Origin of the sequence: Flavobacterium sp. 3HN19-14, from assembly GCF_051373205.1 — a bacterium.
GTDB lineage: Bacteria > Bacteroidota > Bacteroidia > Flavobacteriales > Flavobacteriaceae > Flavobacterium.
Genome location: NZ_JBPPZT010000001.1, coordinates 1,395,776 through 1,410,136, shown reverse-complemented (window position 1 = coordinate 1,410,136; position 14,361 = coordinate 1,395,776). Strand labels below are relative to the sequence as shown.

Sequence of the window (14,361 nt, the reverse complement as noted above, 5' to 3'; positions counted from 1 at the left end):
TTCTACTTGTGGTGCTTCAACAACCGGAGTTTCTTCAACTTCAGCAGCCGGAGCCTCGACAGTTGGTTCTTCTACGATAGCTTCAGGAGCGGCAACGGGTGCAGCTTTTGCGGCAGGAGCAGCTGTAGCAGTAGCTTTAGCTTTTCCACCACGACGGCTTCTTGATTTTTTCTCCTCTTTTTACCACCGTCGTAAAGTTCGTTGAAATCTACGAGTTCAATCATCGCCATATCAGCGTTATCTCCCAAACGGTTTCCAACTTTGATGATACGTGTGTAACCACCCGGACGGTCACCCACTTTTGCAGCTACGTCTCTGAACAGGTCAGTTACGGCATATTTGCTACGCAGGTAAGCGAAAACGATACGACGGTTGTGGGTTGTATCTTCTTTTGATTTTGTGATAAGCGGCTCAACGAATTGTTTCAACGCTTTAGCTTTAGCAACAGTAGTATTGATACGTTTGTGCTCGATTAGAGAACAAGCCATATTCGCGAGCATAGCTTTTCTATGTCCGGTCTGTCTGCTTAAGTGGTTATTCTTTTTTCCGTGTCTCATGACGTGTTTTTTAAATCTTCATCTTGCTGCAATCCGCTCTGGAGAGCAAAATATGAAGCAAATTTATTCTTTATCTAATTTGTATTTCGCTAAGTCCATTCCGAAAGTAAGGTTCTTTACAGCAACGAGTTCGTCTAGTTCTGTTAAAGATTTTTTACCGAAGTTACGGAACTTCATTAGGTCATTTTTGTTGAATGATACTAAATCACCAAGTGTTTCAACTTCAGCAGCTTTAAGGCAGTTCAATGCTCTTACTGAAAGATCCATGTCGACAAGTTTGGTTTTAAGCAATTGTCTCATGTGCAATGATTCCTCATCGTATGATTCAGTTTGTGCAATTTCGTCGGCCTCTAAAGTGATTCTTTCGTCAGAAAACAACATGAAGTGGTGGATTAGTACCTTTGCAGCTTCAGTCAAAGCATCTTTCGGATTGATCGAACCATCGGTTTTGATTTCAAAAACCAATTTCTCGTAATCTGTTTTTTGCTCAACACGGAAGTTCTCGATAGCATATTTCACGTTCTTTACCGGAGTAAAGATAGAATCTGTAAAGATGGTTCCTATGGCTGCATTTTGTTTTTTGTTTTCTTCTGCCGGAACGTATCCTCTTCCTTTTTCGATAGTAAGCTCGAAGTTAAGGTTGACTTTACTGTCCAGGTTACAGATTACCAATTCCGGGTTCAACACCTGGAAACCAGAGATGAATTTCTGGAAATCGCCGGCAGTAAGCTGGTCTTTTCCTGAAACAGAAATGGTAACGGATTCGTTATCCACATCTTCGATCTGGCGCTTGAAACGTACTTGTTTCAGGTTAAGGATAATTTCTGTAACGTCTTCAACAACTCCTGAGATAGTAGAAAATTCGTGGTCTACACCTTCAATTCTGACAGATGTTATTGCGTATCCTTCAAGAGCGGACAGCAAAACTCTTCTAAGTGCATTACCGACGGTCAATCCGTAACCAGGTTCTAAAGGGCGGAATTCGAATTTCCCTTCAAAATCGGTTGAATCGATCATGATAACTTTATCGGGCTTCTGAAAATTAAATATTGCCATAATTTCGACTAAGTCAATTATTATTTGTTGTACAATTCGACGATCAATTGTTCTTTAATGTTTTCTGGAATTTGTAGTCTTGCAGGAACACTAACGAACGTACCTTCTTTCAGGTCATTGTTCCATGTAATCCACTCGTAAACGTGAGAAGAATTAGACAAAGAACGCTCAATAGCTTCAACAGATTTAGATTTTTCACGAACAGCAACTTTATCGCCTGGTTTAAGGTGATAAGATGGGATGTTTACCAATTCACCGTTAACAGTGATGTGTCTGTGAGAAACGATTTGACGTGCAGCACGACGGGATGGAGCGATGCCCATTCTGAATACTACGTTGTCTAATCTTGCTTCGCATAATTGCAAAAGGATTTCACCTGTTACACCTTTAGAAGCAGCGGCTTTTTCAAAAAGGTTGCGGAATTGCTTTTCCAAGATACCGTAAGAGTATTTTGCTTTTTGCTTTTCCATCAATTGTACTGCGTACTCTGATTTTTTACCTCTTTTTTTAGCCATCCCGTGTTGTCCGGGTGGGTAATTTCTTTTTTCGAAGGCTTTGTCGTCTCCGAAGATCGCTTCACCGAATTTACGGGCGATTCTTGTTTTTGGACCAGTAGATCTTGCCATTTTAAATTGTTTTGGCCAGCGATTATGAATTCAGGTCAAATCCTTCGATAATCTGAATGCTGTTCCCGGTTATACTTAATATAAAAAAAATTAAACTCTACGTCTTTTTGGAGGACGACATCCGTTGTGCGGCATTGGAGTAACATCGATGATCTCTGTTACTTCGATTCCGCCGTTATGCAAAGAACGGATGGCAGACTCACGCCCGTTTCCTCGTTCCTTTTACATAAACTTTCACTTTCTTCAATCCAGCCTCTAACGCCACTTTGCTGCAATCTTCTGCTGCCATCTGGGCTGCATACGGAGTGTTCTTTTTAGAACCTCTGAAACCCATTTTACCTGCTGAAGACCAAGAGATAACTTCACCTTTTTTGTTGGTCAAAGAAATGATGATGTTATTGAAAGTCGCACTAATATGAGCTTCACCTGTAGACTCAACGATAACTTTACGTTTTTTTGCTGTAGCTTTTGCCATATTATTTATTATTTAGTTGCTTTTTTCTTGTTTGCAACAGTTTTACGTTTACCTTTTCTGGTTCTCGAGTTGTTTTTGGTTCTTTGACCACGTAACGGAAGACCCGCTCTGTGACGGATACCTCTGTAACATCCGATGTCCATCAAACGTTTGATGTTCAAAGAAACTTCAGAACGCAATTCACCTTCAATCTTGAAATAAGACACAGCATCACGGATTGCTCCAATCTGATCGTCATTCCAGTCCTGAACTTTGATATCTTCGCTTACGTTGGCTTTGGCCAATATTTCGCTTGCACGGCTTTTACCAATTCCGAAGATATAGGTCAAAGCGATAACTCCTCTTTTGTTTTTCGGGATGTCTACCCCTGCTATTCTTGCCATAATTATCCTTGTCTTTGTTTAAATCTAGGATTCTTTTTGTTGATTACATACAACCTGCCTTTTCTACGCACGATAACGCACTCGGCACTTCTTTTCTTTACTGATGCTCTTACTTTCATTGTAATATCAATTAATATCTATAAGTAATTCTTGCTTTTGACAAATCGTAAGGACTCATTTCCAGTTTCACTTTATCACCAGGCAAAAGCTTGATGTAGTGCATTCTCATTTTTCCTGAAATATGTGCAATTACAATATGTCCGTTTTCCAACTCTACACGGAACATCGCATTGGATAATGCTTCAATGATGGATCCGTCTTGTTCTATTGCTGATTGTTTCGCCATAAATTAAGCTACCGCTTTTCTGTTTTTACCGCTCTTCATCAAGCCATCATAATGCTTGTTCAATAAGTAAGAATTGATTTGCTGGATCGTATCGATGGCAACACCAACCATAATTATCAAAGAAGTCCCTCCGAAGAACATTGCCCAAGATTGTTGCACACCAAGACTTACGACAATCGCTGGGAACACAGCAATCAGCGCCAGGAATAATGAGCCAGGGAACGTGATCAGAGACATGATTTTGTCTAAGTAGTCAGAAGTTTCAACCCCTGGACGGATGCCCGGGATGAAGCCACCGCTTCTTTTAAGATCGTCTGCCATTTTGTTCGTAGGAACCGTGATGGCCGTATAGAAATACGTGAAAATAATAATCAATAATGCAAATACCAGGCAGTACCAGAATCCGAAGATGTCTTTGAAAGCTGCAGCTACAGACTGTGCTGTTTCTGATTCTTTGTTCAGACCTGCCAAAGCAGCCGGGATGAACATGATGGCCTGTGCGAAGATAATCGGCATTACACCTGAAGCATTAAGCTTCAACGGAATAAATTGTCTGTTACCTCCAAGGGCATCTTGTTCGAATTCACCTGAAACGGTTCTTCTTGCATACTGTACCGGAATTCTTCTTACCGCCATTACAAGCAATACGCAGGCAATGATTACTAACAACCAAACAATGATTTCGATAACCAATTTCATTTGGTCCAGCCGTTATTGTTAGTAATAGTTGAAGCAATTTCCTGGATGAACGCCTGAGGCATTCTGGCCAAGATACCCACCATAATCAATAGGGAGATACCGTTGCCAATTCCTTTGTCAGTAATTTTTTCTCCTAACCACATGGCGAAGATTGTACCGGTAACCAGAACGATTACAGAGCTAATCAAAAACGCCGATTGAGAGATCAATTCAGGGTGCGTAGAAGAAATGATTGCATTTGGTATGGTAGAATACAGGTTATAGATATAACCAGGTACTTGCACCAATGTAATTCCAATAGTCAGCCAACGCGTGATCTGGTTGATTTTCTTTCTGCCGCTTTCCCCGTCTTTTTGTAATTTCTGAAGATACGGAATCGCGATTCCCATCAACTGAACTACAATCGAAGCAGAGATGTAAGGCATGATACCCAATGCAAACACGGAGGCTTTCGAGAAAGCACCTCCGGTAAACATATCGAGAATCGAACCAATACCACTTTTAGTCTGTCCTGCTAAACTTTGTAATTGTGTCGCGTCAATACCTGGCAGCGTAACGTGTGCGCCGAATCGGTAAACTAAAAGCAATCCTAAAGTGAATAAGATCTTGTTTCTTAGTTCTTCAATTTTAAAGACATTGACAAATGATTCAAAAAATTTCTTCATCTTGATAGAAATTATATAGTTACAGCTTCACCACCTGCAGCTTCGATAGCCGCTTTTGCAGTAGCAGTAAATTTGTGAGCAGTTACCTTTAATTTAGCTTTTAGTTCACCACGACCCAAAATCTTAACGATTTCGTTTTTCGTAGCCAAACGATTTGCAACGAATACTGTCATATCAACAGTGTCAGTTACAATTCCGTTGTCAACTAAAGCCTGAATGGTATCCAAATTAACACCTTCGTATTCCTTACGGTTGATGTTAGTGAAACCAAACTTAGGCACACGTCTTTGAAGTGGCATCTGACCTCCTTCAAAACCAATCTTTTTAGAATAACCTGAACGTGATTTCGCTCCTTTGTGTCCTCTTGCAGAAGTACCACCTTTACCGGAACCTTCACCACGGCCCAATCTCTTATTCTGATTGTGCGTAGAACCTTCAGCTGGTTGTAAGTTACTTAAATTCATCACTATAAATTGTTATTTAACTTCCTCAACGGAAACTAAGTGTTTAACTTTGTTTATCATTCCAAGGATGGCAGGATTTGACTCATGCTCCACAACCTGGCCCATTTTACGAAGGCCTAAAGCTTCAAGTCCTCTTTTTTGTGTAAGCGGACAGTTGATTTTGCTTCTAACTTGTTTTACTCTTAACTTTGTCATATTTCCTGAAATTATCCTTTAAAAACTTTCTCTAAAGATACGCCTCTTTGTTTTGCAACAGTGTGTGCGCTTCTCATTTGCAATAAAGCATCGAATGTTGCTTTTACCACGTTGTGCGGGTTGGAAGACCCTTGGGATTTTGACAATACGTCGTGGATTCCAACTGATTCAAGAACCGAACGAACGGCTCCACCAGCAATAACTCCTGTACCATGAGATGCAGGCATTAAGAATACACGTGCTCCGCCAAATTTACCTTTTTGCTCGTGAGGAACAGACTGGCCGCTTAGTGGAATTTTCACTAGGTTTTTCTTAGCATCTTCCACCGCTTTAGCGATTGCTTCAGAAACGTCTTTTGATTTTCCTAAACCATGTCCTACCACACCATTCTCGTCGCCTACCACTACAATTGCAGAGAAACCGAATGCACGACCTCCTTTTGTAACTTTGGTTACACGATTTACACTTACCAGACGGTCTTTAAGTTCCAATCCGCTTGGTTTTACTGCTTCTATATTTCTATTTTTCATAAATATAATTAGAATTTAAGCCCAGCGGTTCTTGCGCCTTCTGCTAATGATTGAATACGTCCATGGTATAAGTAGCCTCCTCTGTCGAAGGTTACTGTATCAATTCCAGCCTTTAACGCTTTCTCTGCAACCAGTTTTCCAACTGCGGCTGCTGTCTCAACGTTTGTGCCTCTGCTTACTTCTTTTTCTCTTGAAGATGCAGCCAATAAAGTTACTCCGTTCACATCATCGATAAGTTGTGCGTAGATTTCTTTATTACTTCTGAATACAGACAATCTTGGTTTAGCAGCAGTACCGCTAACGATTTTTCTGATTCTGAATTTAATTCTCTGTCTTCTCTCAGATTTTGTTAATGACATAATCTTTATCTTTTATTAAGCGGATTTACCGGCTTTTCTTCTTAATACTTCACCTACGAACTTAACTCCTTTTCCTTTGTAAGGCTCAGGACGACGGAAACCGCGGATTTTCGCTGCAACCGCTCCTAAAAGCTGCTTGTCGAAAGAAGTTAATTTTACGATTGGGTTTTTACCTTTTTCAGAGATAGTTTCAACGGTAACTTCTGGAGCTACGTCGATGATGATGTTGTGAGAAAAACCTAAAGCCAAATCTAATTTCTGACCTTGGTTTGAAGCTCTGTAACCTACACCTACTAATTCTAATTCTTTTGTAAAACCTTCAGACACGCCAACAATCATGTTGTTGATTAAAGCTCTGTACAAGCCGTGTTTTGCTCTTTGATCTTTTTGATCAGATGATCTTTCAACCTGAACCTGATCACCTTCAACTGTTACAGTAACATCTGAATATTCCTGTGTAAGCTGACCTTTTTTTCCTTTGACAGTGATGATTCCGTCGGCTACTGAAATAGTAACACCTGCCGGAACAGTCACTGGGTTTTTACCTATTCTTGACATCTCTTCTACTCTTTTTAGTTAGTATACGTAACAAATTACTTCACCACCAACATTCAATTGTTTCGCTTGTTTTCCGGTCATAAGGCCTTTAGAAGTTGAAACGATTGCAATTCCTAATCCGTTAAGGATTCTTGGTAGGTTAGAAGCACCTGCATACTTACGTAACCTGGTTTGCTAATTCTTTGGATATCTTTGATAACTGGCTCCTTAGTATCTTTATCATACTTCAAAGCAATTTTGATGGAACCCTGAACAGAGTTATCCTCAAATTTGTAGCTCAAGATATAACCCTGATCAAATAAGATCTTGGTAATCTCTTTTTCAGATTAGAAGCAGGGATTTCAACAACCTTGTGGTTTGCAGCCACGGCGTTTCTTACCCTTGTCAAATAATCCGCAATTGGATCTGTGTACATATTTATTAAATTGCGGTTTTGGTATTCTTCCGGACCATCCGGTTGAACCTGAAACCATTAAAATTCTATTATAATTTTAACAGACAGTCGTAAGTTGCCCGTTAAAAGCGTGCAAACTTACAACTATCTGTTGAAATATCAAAATGGTAAAAAAATATTTTACCAGCTGGCTTTTTTTACACCCGGAATTAATCCGCTATTGGCCATTTCGCGGAAAGTCACACGTGAGATTCCGAACTGACGCATATAACCTCTTGGTCTTCCTGTGAGTTTGCAACGGTTGTGCATACGAACCGGAGAAGCATTTTCGGAAGCTTTTGCAAACCTTCGTAATCGCCGGCTTCTAATAATGCTTTTCTTTTCTCAGCATATTTTGCAACCGTTTTCTCTCTTTCACCTCACGGGCTTTCATTGATTCTTTAGCCATGTCTTAGTTCTTTTTAAAAGGTAAACCTAGTTCAGCCAATAACGATTTTGCTTCCTTGTCTGTTTTAGCAGTGGTCACAAAAGTAATGTCCATACCAGAAATTTTATTCACTTTATCGATGTCGATTTCCGGGAAGATGATTTGCTCAAGTACTCCTAAGTTGTAGTTTCCTCTTCCGTCAAATCCTGTAGCTTTGATTCCGCTGAAGTCACGAACACGTGGCAATGCAGAAGTAATCAATCTGTCAAGGAACTCGTACATTCTCTCACCACGCAAAGTTACCTTTGCTCCGATTGGCATTCCTTTTCTCAATTTGAAAGACGCAACGTCTTTTTTAGAGATCGTAGAAACTGCTTTCTGTCCGGTGATTTTGGTCATTTCGTCTACTGCATAATCGATCAGTTTCTTATCAGATACTGCTGCACCGACGCCACGGCTTAAAACGATTTTCTCCAATTTTGGAACCTGCATTACGTTTTTATAACCGAATTCTTCTTTAAGAGCAGACACAACGCGGTCTTTGTACTCTTGTTTTAATCTTGGTGTATATGCCATGACTATTATGCTTTAGCTTTTTTGACTCTTTCTTAGCTCCGCCCTTTGCTGGTGCATTACCTTCAACCAAAGAAAGGTTGGAGATATGGATTGGAGCTTCCTTCTTAACGATACCGCCTTGTGGGTTTTTAGCACTTGGTTTCGTGTGTTTCGATACCATGTTCACGCCTTCAACGATCGCTTTGTTTTTCTCTTTGTAAACACGTGTCACTTTTCCTGTTGTACCTTTATGGTCACCAGCAATTACTTTCACGGTGTCGCCAGATTTTATCTTTAGCTTTATCATCTTAAAATAAATTAAAGCACCTCAGGCGCTAATGATACAATTTTCATGAATTGTTTTTCACGCAATTCTCTCGCTACCTGACCAAAAACACGAGTTCCTCTCATTTCGCCGGCCGCATTCAAAAGAACACAAGCATTGTCGTCGAAACGGATGTAAGAACCATCGGCTCTTCTCACTTCTTTTTGGTACGTACAACTACTGCAGTTGAAACAGCTCCTTTTTTTACGTTACCGTTCGGAGTTGCATCTTTGATAGAAACTACAATCTTGTCTCCAACAGAGGCATACCTTCTTTTGGTACCTCCTAAAACACGGATAGTTAAAACTTCTTTTGCTCCCGTGTTATCTGCTACTTTTAGTCTTGATTCCTGTTGTACCATAATTATTTAGCTCTTTCTAAGATTTCAACTAGTCTCCAACATTTGGTTTTACTCAAAGGACGCGTTTCGTGGATCCTTACCGTATCGCCAATGTTACAGTCGTTTGTTTCGTCGTGTGCAACATATTTCTTAGTTTTCAACACGAACTTACCGTATAACGGGTGTTTTACTCTTCTTCTTCAGAAACAACGATAGACTTGTCCATCTTGTTAGAAGTAACCACACCAATTCTTTCTTTTCTTAAATTTCTTTTATCTTCCATTTTAGTAGCAGAATTATTGTTGCGCTCTTTTGCTTATTTCAGTAGCCAGTCTTGCAACTGCTCTTCTTGCGGTTCTGATCTGAAGCGGATTCTCGATTGGAGAAATAGCGTGAGCCATTTTCAGATCGGCATAAGCTTTTTTGCTTTGACTTAATTTCTCCTGCAACTCAGCTACAGAAAGATCTTTAATTTCTTTTTGTTTCATAATACTATAAATTATGCTTCGAAATCTCTAGCGACGATGAATTTGGTTTTTACCGGTAATTTCTGGGCAGCAAGACGCAAAGCTTCTTTTGCAACAGATAGTGGCACGCCACCTACCTCAAACATGATTCTTCCTGGTTTAACAACAGCAGCCCAATATTCAACGGCTCCTTTACCTTTACCCATACGCACCTCAAGAGGTTTTTTGGTGATAGGCTTATCCGGGAAAATTTTGATCCATAATTGACCTTCCCTCTTCATGTAACGGGTTGCAGCGATACGCGCAGCCTCGATTTGACGTGAAGTAAGGAACATTCCATCTTCGTGTACAGATTTGATTCCGAACATTCCGTTTGAAAGTTCATGTCCTCTGTTGGCATTTCCTTTCATTCTACCTTTCTGTACCTTGCGGTATTTTGTTCTTTTAGGCTGTAACATTTTTCTTTACTTTTTAAAAAATTTACTTTCTTTTACGGTCTCCACCAGGTTTTCTGTCCTTGTTGAAAGGCTTGCGATCTCCTCTTGGAGCATCTCCACCTTTACCACCACCTTGACCGGCTTGTTTTTTGTCCATGCCTACAAGTGGAGAAGATCTCTCTTTCCGTAAACTTCACCTTTCATGATCCATACTTTGATACCCATACGACCGTAAGTCGTGTGTGCCTCAGCCAAAGCATAGTCAATATCGGCTCTGAAAGTTGATAGAGGAATACGCCCTTCTTTGAAACCTTCTGAACGCGCCATCTCAGCACCATTCAAACGACCGGAGATTAAAACTTTGATACCTTCAGCGTTCATACGCATAGAGGCAGCAATAGCCATTTTAATTGCTCTTCTGTAAGAAATACGGCTTTCGATCTGACGGGCGATGCTAGTCGCAACTAGATAAGCATCCAATTCAGGTCTTTTAATTTCAAAGATGTTGATTTGAACCTCTTTGTCAGTAACTTTCTTAAGTTCTTCTTTCAACTTGTCTACCTCTTGTCCGCCTTTCCCGATAATGATACCTGGTCTTGCAGTAGTGATAGTAACGGTTACAAGTTTCAAAGTTCTCTCGATGATTACTTTTGATACACTAGCTTTTGATAAACGGGCGTGGATGTACTTTCTGATTTTATAATCTTCGGCGATTTTGTCACCGTAATCATTTCCACCATACCAGTTAGAATCCCAACCTCTGATGATCCCAAGTCTGTTTCCAATCGGATTTGTCTTTTGTCCCATCTTAATTAATTTGCTTGTGTGTTATCATTAGCTCCTAACACGATTGTCACGTGGTTTGAACGTTTTCTAATTCTGTGTGCTCTTCCCTGTGGCGCCGGACGAAGTCTTTTCAACATCATTCCACCGTCAACAGTGATTGTTTTTACGAATAAGCCTGCTTCTGCAACATTTCCGTCTGCATTTTTCTGCTCCCAGTTGTTGATGGCAGATAATAACAGTTTTTCTAATTTGCGTGAAGCTTCTTTAGTGCTGAACCTTAAGATGTTCAACGCTCTTTCAACTTTCTGTCCTCTTACCAAGTCAGCTACTAAGCGCATTTTTCTAGGTGAAGTAGGGCAGTTATTCAACTTTGCGAAAGCAATCTGCTTGTTAGCTTCTTTGATGCCTTCGGCTCTTTCTCTTTTACGAACTCCCATTGCTTCTTATTTTTTACCTTTATTTTTTGCTCCAGCGTGACCTCTAAAAGATCTTGTTGGTGAAAACTCTCCTAATTTGTGACCTACCATGTTTTCTGTTACGTAAACCGGTACGAACTGACGACCATTGTGAACTGCGATAGTTTGACCAACGAAGTCAGGAGTGATCATAGAAGCGCGCGACCATGTCTTAACAACTCCTTTGTTTCCTTTTTCAATATTCTCCTGAACTTTCTTGTCTAACTTATAGTGAACGAAAGGTCCGTTTTTTAATGAACGTGCCATATCTTATTATTTCTTTCTACGTTCTACAATATACTTGTTGCTCGGGTTCTGTTTTGCACGGGTTCTGTAACCTTTCGCCGGCAAACCTTTTCTTGAACGTGGATGACCTCCTGAAGAACGTCCTTCACCACCACCCATCGGGTGATCGACAGGGTTCATCGCTACCGGTCTTGTTCTTGGTCGTCTTCCTAACCATCTTGTTCTACCTGCTTTACCAGATACAACCAATTGGTGGTCTGAATTGGAAACCGCTCCGATAGTTGCTGAACAAGTCAACAAGATCAATCTTGTTTCACCTGACGGCATTTTGATCGTTGCATATTTTCCGTCTCTTGCCATTAACTGAGCGAAAGTACCGGCAGAACGAGCAATAACTGCTCCCTGACCCGGACGTAACTCGATACAAGAGATTACAGTTCCCAAAGGAATTTTACTTAGGGGCAATGTATTTCCGATTTCAGGCTGAGAGTCAGCACCAGAAACTAATTTCTGACCCACTTTCAATCCGTTTTGGGCAATAACATAAGTTTTCTCACCATCAGCATAAGCTAATAAAGCGATAAAAGCAGTTCTGTTCGGATCGTATTCGATTGATTTCACTGTAGCCGGAATTCCGTCTTTAGTTCTTTTGAAATCAATCATACGATAACGCTGCTTGTGACCACCACCCGTATAACGCATGGTCATCTTTCCTTGACTATTTCTACCTCCTGAGTTTTTTATCGGCGCTAACAAAGAGCGTTCCGGCTTATCAGTTGTAATAGCGTCAAAACTATTCACAACTCTAAATCGCTGACCCGGGGTAATAGGTTTTAATTTTCTAACTGACATAATGCTGCCTTATTGTTAAATATTATTGTAAAAATCTATTGTTTCTCCTTCTTGTACTTGTACGATTGCTTTTTTGTAAGCATTCGACTTTCCACTGATCAAACCACTTTTAGTGTATTTGGTAGTTCTGTTCCGGAACGTACATTCATTGTGTTAACAGCAACAATCGTTACTCCGTAAGCAGCTTCAACAGCTTTCTTAATTTGTACTTTGTTTGCCTTTTTGTCAACAACGAATCCGAAACGGTTAGAAACTTCACTTTCTTTGGTTACTTTTTCAGTTACTATGGGCTTAACTATAATGCTCATATCTTAATTATTTGCTTAAATTATCTTCAATTCCTTCTAAAGATCCTTCAAGAAGCACTACATTATTCGCATGTAGAATTGAGTAAGTGCTTAATTCTGAAGAAGTTACAACGCTTGAAGCCTTTAAATTGCGTGACGACAAATATACATTTTTATTTGTATCGCCCAACACGAATAAAGATTTTTTGTTTTCTAACCCTAAAGCTTTCAATACGTTAATGAAATTTTTGGTGTTTGGTGTTTCAAAATTGAAGTCTTCCAACACTACTAAATTTGATTCCTGCGCTTTCAAAGTCAACGCAGATTTTCTCGCTAAACGCTTTAGGTTTTTATTCAATTTGAAAGAATAGCTTCTCGGACGCAGACCAAATACAGTACCTCCGCCTTTGAACAATGGGTTTTTCACAGATCCCGCACGAGCCGTACCTGTACCTTTTTGTTTCTTGATTTTACGGGTAGAACCTGTAACTTCTGCCCTTTCTTTCGCTTTGTGCGTACCTTGTCTCTGGTTGGCCAAATACTGTTTTACGTCAAGGTAAACAGCGTGCTTGTTTGGCTCGATACCGAAAACTGAATCAGACAGCTGAACTGTTCTGCCAGTTTCTTTTCCCTGGATATTTAATACTTTTACTTCCATTACTTCTGAATGATTACGTAAGAGTTTTTGCAACCAGGAACACATCCTTTAACCAAAAGCAGGTTCTTATCAGAAACCACTTTCAAAACTCTTAGATTTTGCACTTTTACATTGTCTCCACCCATTCTTCCTGCCATGCGCATTCCTTTGAATACACGTGAAGGATAAGATGAAGCTCCTACCGATCCCGGCGCTCTCAAACGGTTGTGTTGTCCGTGAGTAGCTTGTCCGACACCACCAAAACCGTGACGCTTAACAACACCCTGGAAACCTTTTCCTTTTGATACACCCTGAACATCTACAAATTCGCCTTCAGCAAAAACATCAACTGTTAATACTTCACCTAATTTGTACTCGTTTTCAAATTGGAATTCAACGACTTTTTTCTTAGCTACAGTTCCAGCCTTTTTAAAGTGACCAACGGCCGCTTGAGTGGAATGTTTCTCGTTTTTGTCATCGAAACCAAGTTGCAACGCTTCGTACCCGTCGACCTCATTGGTTCTGACTTGGGTAACTACGCATCTGCTCAGCCCTCGATTACGGTACAAGGGATGTTTTTCCCGTTCTCGTCGAAGATGCTGGTCATGCCGATTTTTCTGCCAATTAACCCAGACATATAAAATTATTTATAAATTATTAATTTGAGAATAGCGCATACTATTCCCATTCGAGCGTGCAAAAGTAAGATTTTTATTTTGTTATGCAAACAATTGATTATCCTTTTTTTAAGAAATTTTATAAACTTTTTCTGAAAAGGAAAAAATGATCAAAAAACCACAACTTTTAAATCTAATTTATTCAGTTTCAACCCAATCAAAACAGCGATTTATCAGCACAAATAAATCGGGTAAAAACAAAAAAAATCCGCCGGAAAACCCGACGGATTTAGTTATAAAGTGATAAGATACTTATACTTTGATCTCTACTTCAACACCGCTTGGCAACTCTAATTTCATTAAAGCGTCGATGGTTTTTGAAGACGATGAGTAAATGTCGATCAATCTCTTGTATGACATTACCTCAAATTGCTCTCTTGATTTTTTGTTTACGTGCGGAGAACGCAATACAGTGAAAATCTTTTTGTGCGTAGGCAACGGAATTGAACGGTAACTACAGCGCCTGTACTTTTTACAGTTTTTACGATCTTCTCAGAAGATTTGTCAACCAACATGTGATCGTAAGATTTCAATTTTATTCTGATTTTTTGACTCATTTTCTT

At 39.9% G+C, this 14,361-nt stretch carries 18 protein-coding genes and 11 pseudogenes; all 29 read right to left on the bottom strand.

Going from position 1 to position 14,361, the window contains the following annotated elements; all coding sequences use genetic code 11:
* Nucleotides 1-99: 99 nt before the first annotated feature.
* Nucleotides 100-557 (bottom strand): annotated as a pseudogene (rplQ, locus tag ACSLFW_RS07465) (50S ribosomal protein L17); the annotation flags it as partial.
* A gap of 63 nt (nt 558-620) precedes the next feature.
* Nucleotides 621-1,613: a DNA-directed RNA polymerase subunit alpha gene (locus tag ACSLFW_RS07460; protein WP_436555248.1), complete on the bottom strand. Its 993-nt coding sequence runs from the start codon at nt 1,611-1,613 to the stop codon at nt 621-623.
* Between the two features lie 20 nt (nt 1,614-1,633).
* On the bottom strand, nt 1,634-2,239 hold the full coding sequence (gene rpsD, locus ACSLFW_RS07455; RefSeq protein WP_436555247.1) for a 30S ribosomal protein S4: 606 nt from the start codon (nt 2,237-2,239) through the stop codon (nt 1,634-1,636).
* Between the two features lie 90 nt (nt 2,240-2,329).
* A pseudogene (rpsK, locus tag ACSLFW_RS07450) lies at nt 2,330-2,714 on the bottom strand (30S ribosomal protein S11).
* Nucleotides 2,715-2,722: 8 nt separating this feature from the next.
* Entirely contained in the window at nt 2,723-3,097 is a 375-nt protein-coding gene (rpsM, locus tag ACSLFW_RS07445) for a 30S ribosomal protein S13 (protein WP_436555246.1), read from the bottom strand.
* Between the two features lie 2 nt (nt 3,098-3,099).
* Nucleotides 3,100-3,216, bottom strand: a complete 117-nt coding sequence (gene ykgO, locus ACSLFW_RS07440; protein WP_084139925.1) for a type B 50S ribosomal protein L36 — start codon at nt 3,214-3,216, stop codon at nt 3,100-3,102.
* Nucleotides 3,217-3,227: 11 nt separating this feature from the next.
* On the bottom strand, nt 3,228-3,443 hold the full coding sequence (infA, locus tag ACSLFW_RS07435) for a translation initiation factor IF-1 (RefSeq protein WP_007136545.1): 216 nt from the start codon (nt 3,441-3,443) through the stop codon (nt 3,228-3,230).
* 3 nt (nt 3,444-3,446) lie between these two features.
* Nucleotides 3,447-4,807, bottom strand: a pseudogene (secY, locus tag ACSLFW_RS07430) (preprotein translocase subunit SecY).
* 11 nt (nt 4,808-4,818) lie between these two features.
* On the bottom strand, nt 4,819-5,271 hold the full coding sequence (gene rplO, locus ACSLFW_RS07425) for a 50S ribosomal protein L15 (RefSeq protein WP_436555245.1): 453 nt from the start codon (nt 5,269-5,271) through the stop codon (nt 4,819-4,821).
* A 12-nt stretch (nt 5,272-5,283) separates the two neighbouring features.
* The gene (gene rpmD / locus ACSLFW_RS07420) at nt 5,284-5,466 is read right to left on the bottom strand and encodes a 50S ribosomal protein L30 (protein ID WP_436555244.1); all 183 of its coding nucleotides are present in this window, start codon (nt 5,464-5,466) and stop codon (nt 5,284-5,286) included.
* Nucleotides 5,467-5,477: 11 nt separating this feature from the next.
* Nucleotides 5,478-5,996 carry a 30S ribosomal protein S5 gene (gene rpsE, locus ACSLFW_RS07415; RefSeq protein ID WP_436555243.1) on the bottom strand — a complete coding sequence of 173 codons (519 nt, stop codon included), beginning with the start codon at nt 5,994-5,996 and terminating at the stop codon, nt 5,478-5,480.
* Between the two features lie 8 nt (nt 5,997-6,004).
* Nucleotides 6,005-6,355, bottom strand: coding sequence for a 50S ribosomal protein L18 (rplR, locus tag ACSLFW_RS07410; RefSeq protein ID WP_436555242.1), 351 nt, complete (start codon nt 6,353-6,355; stop codon nt 6,005-6,007).
* Nucleotides 6,356-6,370: 15 nt separating this feature from the next.
* On the bottom strand, nt 6,371-6,913 hold the full coding sequence (gene rplF, locus ACSLFW_RS07405) for a 50S ribosomal protein L6 (RefSeq protein ID WP_436555241.1): 543 nt from the start codon (nt 6,911-6,913) through the stop codon (nt 6,371-6,373).
* Nucleotides 6,914-6,931: 18 nt separating this feature from the next.
* Nucleotides 6,932-7,328 (bottom strand): annotated as a pseudogene (gene rpsH, locus ACSLFW_RS07400) (30S ribosomal protein S8).
* A 159-nt stretch (nt 7,329-7,487) separates the two neighbouring features.
* A pseudogene (gene rpsN / locus ACSLFW_RS07395) lies at nt 7,488-7,755 on the bottom strand (30S ribosomal protein S14).
* Between the two features lie 3 nt (nt 7,756-7,758).
* Complete coding sequence (gene rplE, locus ACSLFW_RS07390) at nt 7,759-8,310, bottom strand: 50S ribosomal protein L5 (RefSeq protein ID WP_436555240.1); 552 nt, start codon at nt 8,308-8,310, stop codon at nt 7,759-7,761.
* A complete protein-coding gene (gene rplX / locus ACSLFW_RS07385; RefSeq protein WP_436555239.1) occupies nt 8,252-8,596 on the bottom strand; it encodes a 50S ribosomal protein L24 in 345 nt (114 codons plus the stop codon). Before rplX ends, rplE begins: the two co-directional genes overlap by 59 nt.
* Nucleotides 8,597-8,607: 11 nt before the next feature.
* Nucleotides 8,608-8,975: pseudogene (gene rplN, locus ACSLFW_RS07380) on the bottom strand (50S ribosomal protein L14).
* Between the two features lie 2 nt (nt 8,976-8,977).
* Nucleotides 8,978-9,237: pseudogene (gene rpsQ, locus ACSLFW_RS07375) on the bottom strand (30S ribosomal protein S17).
* Between the two features lie 13 nt (nt 9,238-9,250).
* Nucleotides 9,251-9,442: a 50S ribosomal protein L29 gene (gene rpmC / locus ACSLFW_RS07370; RefSeq protein WP_436555238.1), complete on the bottom strand. Its 192-nt coding sequence runs from the start codon at nt 9,440-9,442 to the stop codon at nt 9,251-9,253.
* Between the two features lie 11 nt (nt 9,443-9,453).
* Nucleotides 9,454-9,879: a 50S ribosomal protein L16 gene (gene rplP / locus ACSLFW_RS07365; protein WP_436555237.1), complete on the bottom strand. Its 426-nt coding sequence runs from the start codon at nt 9,877-9,879 to the stop codon at nt 9,454-9,456.
* Nucleotides 9,880-9,901: 22 nt separating this feature from the next.
* A pseudogene (rpsC, locus tag ACSLFW_RS07360) lies at nt 9,902-10,665 on the bottom strand (30S ribosomal protein S3).
* Nucleotides 10,666-10,670: 5 nt separating this feature from the next.
* Nucleotides 10,671-11,081 (bottom strand): 50S ribosomal protein L22, encoded by a 411-nt coding sequence (gene rplV, locus ACSLFW_RS07355; RefSeq protein WP_436555236.1) that lies wholly within the window; start codon nt 11,079-11,081, stop codon nt 10,671-10,673.
* A gap of 6 nt (nt 11,082-11,087) precedes the next feature.
* Nucleotides 11,088-11,366 (bottom strand): 30S ribosomal protein S19, encoded by a 279-nt coding sequence (rpsS, locus tag ACSLFW_RS07350; RefSeq protein WP_436555235.1) that lies wholly within the window; start codon nt 11,364-11,366, stop codon nt 11,088-11,090.
* 6 nt (nt 11,367-11,372) lie between these two features.
* Entirely contained in the window at nt 11,373-12,197 is an 825-nt protein-coding gene (rplB, locus tag ACSLFW_RS07345; RefSeq protein WP_436555234.1) for a 50S ribosomal protein L2, read from the bottom strand.
* 15 nt (nt 12,198-12,212) lie between these two features.
* A pseudogene (gene rplW / locus ACSLFW_RS07340) lies at nt 12,213-12,505 on the bottom strand (50S ribosomal protein L23).
* 7 nt (nt 12,506-12,512) lie between these two features.
* Nucleotides 12,513-13,142 carry a 50S ribosomal protein L4 gene (gene rplD, locus ACSLFW_RS07335; protein WP_436557394.1) on the bottom strand — a complete coding sequence of 210 codons (630 nt, stop codon included), beginning with the start codon at nt 13,140-13,142 and terminating at the stop codon, nt 12,513-12,515.
* Nucleotides 13,142-13,758: pseudogene (gene rplC / locus ACSLFW_RS07330) on the bottom strand (50S ribosomal protein L3). The gene rplD and the pseudogene rplC overlap by 1 nt, the downstream one beginning before the upstream one ends.
* 292 nt (nt 13,759-14,050) lie before the next feature.
* A pseudogene (gene rpsJ / locus ACSLFW_RS07325) lies at nt 14,051-14,355 on the bottom strand (30S ribosomal protein S10).
* Between the last annotated feature and the right edge of the window lie 6 nt (nt 14,356-14,361).

What these genes read in the sequence shown, in the direction of transcription:
- ACSLFW_RS07460 (WP_436555248.1), bottom strand. Translation starts at nt 1,613, where the DNA reads ATGGCAATATTTAATTTTCAGAAGCCCGATAAAGTTATCATGATCGAT.
- rpsD (WP_436555247.1), bottom strand. Translation starts at nt 2,239, where the DNA reads ATGGCAAGATCTACTGGTCCAAAAACAAGAATCGCCCGTAAATTCGGT.
- rpsM (WP_436555246.1), bottom strand. Translation starts at nt 3,097, where the DNA reads ATGGCAAGAATAGCAGGGGTAGACATCCCGAAAAACAAAAGAGGAGTT.
- ykgO (WP_084139925.1), bottom strand. Translation starts at nt 3,216, where the DNA reads ATGAAAGTAAGAGCATCAGTAAAGAAAAGAAGTGCCGAGTGCGTTATC.
- infA (WP_007136545.1), bottom strand. Translation starts at nt 3,443, where the DNA reads ATGGCGAAACAATCAGCAATAGAACAAGACGGATCCATCATTGAAGCA.
- rplO (WP_436555245.1), bottom strand. Translation starts at nt 5,271, where the DNA reads ATGAATTTAAGTAACTTACAACCAGCTGAAGGTTCTACGCACAATCAG.
- rpmD (WP_436555244.1), bottom strand. Translation starts at nt 5,466, where the DNA reads ATGACAAAGTTAAGAGTAAAACAAGTTAGAAGCAAAATCAACTGTCCG.
- rpsE (WP_436555243.1), bottom strand. Translation starts at nt 5,996, where the DNA reads ATGAAAAATAGAAATATAGAAGCAGTAAAACCAAGCGGATTGGAACTT.
- rplR (WP_436555242.1), bottom strand. Translation starts at nt 6,355, where the DNA reads ATGTCATTAACAAAATCTGAGAGAAGACAGAGAATTAAATTCAGAATC.
- rplF (WP_436555241.1), bottom strand. Translation starts at nt 6,913, where the DNA reads ATGTCAAGAATAGGTAAAAACCCAGTGACTGTTCCGGCAGGTGTTACT.
- rplE (WP_436555240.1), bottom strand. Translation starts at nt 8,310, where the DNA reads ATGGCATATACACCAAGATTAAAACAAGAGTACAAAGACCGCGTTGTG.
- rplX (WP_436555239.1), bottom strand. Translation starts at nt 8,596, where the DNA reads ATGATAAAGCTAAAGATAAAATCTGGCGACACCGTGAAAGTAATTGCT.
- rpmC (WP_436555238.1), bottom strand. Translation starts at nt 9,442, where the DNA reads ATGAAACAAAAAGAAATTAAAGATCTTTCTGTAGCTGAGTTGCAGGAG.
- rplP (WP_436555237.1), bottom strand. Translation starts at nt 9,879, where the DNA reads ATGTTACAGCCTAAAAGAACAAAATACCGCAAGGTACAGAAAGGTAGA.
- rplV (WP_436555236.1), bottom strand. Translation starts at nt 11,081, where the DNA reads ATGGGAGTTCGTAAAAGAGAAAGAGCCGAAGGCATCAAAGAAGCTAAC.
- rpsS (WP_436555235.1), bottom strand. Translation starts at nt 11,366, where the DNA reads ATGGCACGTTCATTAAAAAACGGACCTTTCGTTCACTATAAGTTAGAC.
- rplB (WP_436555234.1), bottom strand. Translation starts at nt 12,197, where the DNA reads ATGTCAGTTAGAAAATTAAAACCTATTACCCCGGGTCAGCGATTTAGA.
- rplD (WP_436557394.1), bottom strand. Translation starts at nt 13,142, where the DNA reads ATGGAAGTAAAAGTATTAAATATCCAGGGAAAAGAAACTGGCAGAACA.